The sequence below is a fragment of the Maribrevibacterium harenarium genome (assembly GCF_006385675.1).
In the GTDB taxonomy this organism is placed as follows: domain Bacteria; phylum Pseudomonadota; class Gammaproteobacteria; order Pseudomonadales; family Marinomonadaceae; genus Marinomonas; species Marinomonas harenarium.
This window is the reverse complement of the sequence record NZ_VFRR01000091.1, coordinates 1-3,042: the sequence shown is the minus strand read 5'-3', so window position 1 is coordinate 3,042 and position 3,042 is coordinate 1. Positions and strand designations below refer to the sequence as shown.

Sequence of the window (3,042 nt, the reverse complement as noted above, 5' to 3'; positions counted from 1 at the left end):
GCTACTCTCGAAGCGAGAGCAATCTAGGTCTGTAGCGCAATCAGAAGGCGCAGAATCTAAGATGGTGTCCCATACCTCGGGGGTAAGTGCCCGAGCGTAAGCTTGGAGCACTCACAGCCGGGAACACTGTTCGCCCGGCGATATGGAATATTTTTCCATACAACTAGGAACGGCACATTATAGAGCTCGGACACCATGTTATTCGCGAGGCATTTACCTACGCTAAGCGTCGTCAAGACTTAAACCTACCTCCTATCATTATCCATGTGAACTTATCGTCGGTACAGGTAGCAGACCCTACACTACTCCCTTTAGTGAAAGGGCTCATTCAAGACTATGGCATTCCTGGCCACTATATTGGTTTTGAAATCACGGAATCCATGGTATTGGAAGACATGGAACTGGCGAAGCATGTATTAAACCGGCTCAAGGATCTCGGTATATGTATCGCGATTGATGACTTTGGCACCGGTTTTTCTTCCCTCAATCAGCTGAAAAATTTGCCGGTCGATCTGCTAAAAATTGATAAGTCCTTTGTTATGGACTTGGAACGGGACCCAGACGATAAAATGATCGTCGAAGCGATTACGGCGATGGCCCACAAGCTGAATTTGCAAGTTACCGCAGAGGGGATCGAAACCGAACAACAACTTGATTTCCTCGCCAAGATCCACTGCGATTTGGGACAAGGATACCTAGTCGCAAAAGCACTGCCGGAAGCGCTATTCAACGCGCTACCACAAGCCATTACTGAAACCATCGAAGCACAGAAGAAATCAGCACTGCACTAACTAAAAAGGCCCTCCATATCGGAGAGCCTTTTCAATTCAGCCAATATAAACCGCAATTAGGATGCTAAGCAGATAGCGCGGCCATGGTTGTGAACTTCCACCAATTCTTTGTGTAGGCTGCGGATGGCCACATCGTAGTCTTCTTCATCGACCACGAACTGCATATCCACCTGACGCATAGACTGGTGCATAGCGATTACGTTGATATCTTGCTCAGAAATCGCTTTTACTGCTTTGGCTAGCATACCGGTAGTTTTCATATCGGAACCGATAGCGGAAACAATCGACACTTTGCGCTGATTAATTTCTGCGCCAGGGAACTGTTCGCGCAAGATACGCATCACCCGTTTCATGGTTTTCAGGTTGGTACCAAGGTAGTGGGTAATACTGTTCGCGTTGATGTCTTTGGCAATAATGTGTGCCCCCAAAGAGTTCAACACCTGCAAGATACCAATATCAAACTGGTCAATCTCACCCGCCATTTCTTGGTCAAACAACTCGACCGCGTAAACACCACGGCAACCGGCGATGATTTCGACACAAGGCGCATCAGATACGTAGTCACCGGTAATTAAAGTACCGCTGTGATCCGGTTCAAAAGTATTTTTCACGCGCAGAGCGATTTTGCTTTGACGCAAGCCTTTGGCGGCTTTCGGGTGAATCGCTTCCATCCCCAAGTTAGCCAACTGATCCGCCACGTCATAGTTAGTACGGCCAATCGGTACGGCTTTGTCTTCACCGACTAAACGAGGATCAGCACTACTTAGGTGGAACTCTTTGTGAATCACGGCTTCACGGGCTTCCGTTAGTACCGCAATACGGCTAAAGGTCATTTCTGAGTAGCCACGGTCAAATGTCGTCATCAGACCAGTTTCGCTATGGGCGTAGCCAGTCGCAATCGGCAACTGGGTAGCCAAATCCACATCTTTGAAAGAATCCAATACGCGATCATCCAATGACATGTGCGTAGACGCATTCCAACCCGTAAGATCGACAAACACTGCATTCACGCCATCGCGTTTTAGCAAATGGGCCATGTTCCACGCGCTGTGCGCTTCACCAAGGCTGGCAAGCATTTCCCGAACGGTAGAAAGGTGCTCGCTGATAGCAAAGTGGCCATGGGAGCAGAGACGACCTAAGTCTTCTAACACTTCAGAGGCTTGATCCAAACGGGTCTCAATAAACTCATCGGCTTGTTTTAGCAGCTCACTCTCGCCAAATAGCTGACGGTTAATATCCAACATAGACTCGCGTACGTGTTTAAGTGCTTCGCGCCACGTATTTTCTTGGCGATCTTTAGAAAACAACGCATACACACCGGCGTCACCGGTCTTCTTATGCTCCAACAATTTATCTGTCATACCACCATAGGCAGAGACGACGAAAATACGTTGGTAAAGATCTTCACCACTTGGTTTGAAGATAATGTTATCGCGCACCGAACGGTAGTCACTCATGGACGTACCGCCAATTTTTTCTACTGTATGTTGTCCCATTTTTACCTAGTACTCTTGTGTTAGCTGAGCCCACATCAGCCATTGTTTTAACCGGGGGCGTAGTGTGTCACAAGGACGCCTAAATATTAAGCATGTTTTACGCATTAGCGCACAATCTGACGCAATTTCTAAGCGCTCGCTGCCATTAATCCACTAACTCGTAAGCGCCCTCTTTATTGTGCACCTCTTGCCCAGTGACCGGTGGGTTAAACACACAGGCTAATTTCAATTCCGTGAAGGCCCTTAGCGTATGGCGATCATGAAGATTGAGGTTGTATAACGTACCCGGAGTGATGGGATAAACCTTGCCATCTTCTCGGCTTTCAATCTCCCCTTCACCCTCAATACAAAATACTGATTCAAAGTGATTTTGATAATGGAACTGGCATTCCGCTCCGGCAAAGATGGTGGTGATATGGAAGGAGTAGCCCATTTCATCCCCTTTGAGCAACATGCGCACACTTTGCCATTTACCATCTGGGGACACCACGCGGCGTTCGGTTTGTTCGCATTCCTGTAATTGACGCACAATCATTTTGTTCTCCTCGCTGTAGGTTGTTATGAGATAGGATTTGCTCCTAGTATTTCTAGGAGCTCTGCCTAGTAACTAGACTGCAACCCGGTAGTTTTGGGCATCCTCAAAATAGATAGTTTCTTCCGGCAGGGTTTGCAACTGTTGCTGATTTTATGTTACTGTATGTATATACATAGTAATATATTGGTGTAAATGAAGCTTTCAGATTGGGCAAGAAAAC

The 3,042-nt window shown here is 47.1% G+C and carries 3 protein-coding genes; 1 reads left to right on the top strand and 2 read right to left on the bottom strand.

What is annotated here, in order from left to right; all coding sequences use genetic code 11:
• Window positions 1-176: 176 nt before the first annotated feature.
• Window positions 177-791 carry an EAL domain-containing protein gene (locus tag FJM67_RS17135; protein ID WP_328591937.1) on the top strand — a complete coding sequence of 205 codons (615 nt, stop codon included), beginning with the start codon at window positions 177-179 and terminating at the stop codon, window positions 789-791.
• A 56-nt stretch (window positions 792-847) separates the two neighbouring features.
• Here FJM67_RS17135 and FJM67_RS17130 read toward each other — a convergent pair whose 3' ends face one another.
• Window positions 848-2,287 carry an aspartate kinase gene (locus FJM67_RS17130; RefSeq protein ID WP_140591904.1) on the bottom strand — a complete coding sequence of 480 codons (1,440 nt, stop codon included), beginning with the start codon at window positions 2,285-2,287 and terminating at the stop codon, window positions 848-850.
• 145 nt (window positions 2,288-2,432) lie between these two features.
• A complete protein-coding gene (locus FJM67_RS17125; protein ID WP_140591902.1) occupies window positions 2,433-2,822 on the bottom strand; it encodes an ectoine synthase in 390 nt (129 codons plus the stop codon).
• Window positions 2,823-3,042: the final 220 nt, after the last annotated feature.